This window comes from Romboutsia sp. LXY-2, from assembly GCF_056171995.1.
In genome coordinates this window covers 1-1,692 of record NZ_JBKFGI010000039.1, presented here as the reverse complement: position 1 = coordinate 1,692, position 1,692 = coordinate 1, and the positions used below count along the sequence as shown (strand labels likewise).

Annotated in this window: 2 protein-coding genes and 5 tRNA genes; all 7 read right to left on the bottom strand. The window is 33.4% G+C overall.

The features are described 5' to 3' along the window. Positions 1–413: 413 nt before the first annotated feature. On the bottom strand, positions 414–827 hold the full coding sequence (locus tag ACI48P_RS22195) for a hypothetical protein (protein ID WP_475219656.1): 414 nt from the start codon (positions 825–827) through the stop codon (positions 414–416). A gap of 20 nt (positions 828–847) precedes the next feature. Further along, positions 848–1,099, bottom strand: coding sequence for a DUF2508 family protein (locus ACI48P_RS22190; RefSeq protein ID WP_475219654.1), 252 nt, complete (start codon positions 1,097–1,099; stop codon positions 848–850). Between the two features lie 122 nt (positions 1,100–1,221). Beyond that, positions 1,222–1,297 (bottom strand) — tRNA-Val (locus ACI48P_RS22185). A gap of 16 nt (positions 1,298–1,313) precedes the next feature. Beyond that, positions 1,314–1,390, bottom strand: a tRNA-Arg gene (locus ACI48P_RS22180). 12 nt (positions 1,391–1,402) lie between these two features. Continuing rightward, positions 1,403–1,476, bottom strand: a tRNA-Cys gene (locus ACI48P_RS22175). A gap of 10 nt (positions 1,477–1,486) precedes the next feature. Then, a tRNA-His gene (locus ACI48P_RS22170) sits at positions 1,487–1,563 on the bottom strand. Between the two features lie 12 nt (positions 1,564–1,575). Next, positions 1,576–1,652, bottom strand: a tRNA-Pro gene (locus ACI48P_RS22165). Positions 1,653–1,692: the final 40 nt, after the last annotated feature.

The window sequence follows — 1,692 nt, the reverse complement described above, 5'->3', positions numbered from 1 at the left end:
TTTAACGGGCTCAGATACTGTTATATATCTGGCTTTGTTTGGTTGTTTCAAATTCTATAAATTAACCTACTGTTTAATTTTCAAAGTTCATCTTCAAGTGACCTTTCGGCCTCTTTCATTTTTTGTTGTTTGCCCTTTTCTTAAGGACAAGTATAACTATACCATCTCAAAATAATATCGTCAATACTTTTTTATAATTTATTTTGATTTATTTTTTTATTATTTAAATTTAATACAAAATCATTTAAATTTCTACACTAATAAAATACCTCTAATCTGTTTATATAACTATATTTAGAGCATAGATGCATTCAATAAAATAAAAGTATCTAGATAGCCTTATTTTTTGACCATACAGATACTTTTTATTTATTAAGAAAAAGCAAATCAATTATTTTCCTTAATTTATTTAATTAATCAACTTGTGATAATAATCTTTTTGTTATATCTGATAACTTTAACTCTCCTAATTCTTCATGAGCTATAGCTATTATTACTTTTATTGCATTCTCTGAATTATCCCACTTATAAGATCTAGCGTTAGCTATTGTTTCTTCTGGCATATACTCTTCTAGCTCCATAGCTGCTTCATCTGCTATTGTCATATATTCATCAAATAATTCTTCTGAATCCATACTTTCTAAATCATAGTCTTCTTTTAAATATTCATTTAGAGTTTCTACGCTTATGCTTAATTGGAATGCCACTACATCTTCTCTCTTTGTTCCTTTTGATAAATCTTTTTCTACTATAAAATCACTATTGTCTTCTATAGTTGCCCCTATCTCAGCACTATCTACTATTTCATTTCCAAATACTATGTACAAATTACCATCTCCTTTAAAAATTACTTAGCCATTGCATCTATTAAAGACTCTTTTAAGGATTTCTTTACTCCCTTTTCTTTAGCTACCTTCAATAAATATTGATACCTAGACTTCTTGGCCTCTAATTCATATATTGCTACATCTATTAACTCTGGATCTGTAACTACTTGAAAAAAATTCTCTGCTGTACTTACATCCATTTGAGCTCTTCTTATTTCTTTTATTATTTTTTCTTTATCCTTATCTTTGTTAACTTTATTTATTCTAGACATAGTATAACCTCCTTACATTCCATATATTATGAATCTTGACATTTCATACAATTCATATACATTTTCTGTAAATTTTAATAAGGTTATAATAAAAACCTCTAGTGAAATTCACTAGAGGTTACTGGTGGGATTAACAGGGCTCGAACCTGTGACCCCCTGCTTGTAAGGCAGGTGCTCTCCCAGCTGAGCTATAATCCCGTGCTGGTATTTTATATGGTGCGCCCAAAGGGACTCGAACCCCTAACCTTCTGATTCGTAGTCAGACACTCTATCCAGTTGAGCTATAGGCGCATTTTTTATTTATGGAGGCGACACCCAGATTCGAACTGGGGATCAAGGAGTTGCAGTCCACTGCCTTACCACTTGGCTATGTCGCCACTCTTTTATTGGGGTGGATAATGAGAGTCGAACTCACGACCTCCAGAGCCACAATCTGGCGCTCTAACCAACTGAGCTATACCCACCATAATATAAATTGGTCGAGGTGGAGGGACTCGAACCCCCGGCCCCATGGTCCCAAACCACGTGCGCTACCAAACTGCGCTACACCTCGAAATAATTGTTCTATGAAATTAATATGGTGGACCATCAGG

Excerpts from the sequence above, each read along its gene's own strand:
- ACI48P_RS22190 (WP_475219654.1), bottom strand. The coding sequence starts at position 1,099 with ATGTCTAGAATAAATAAAGTTAACAAAGATAAGGATAAAGAAAAAATA.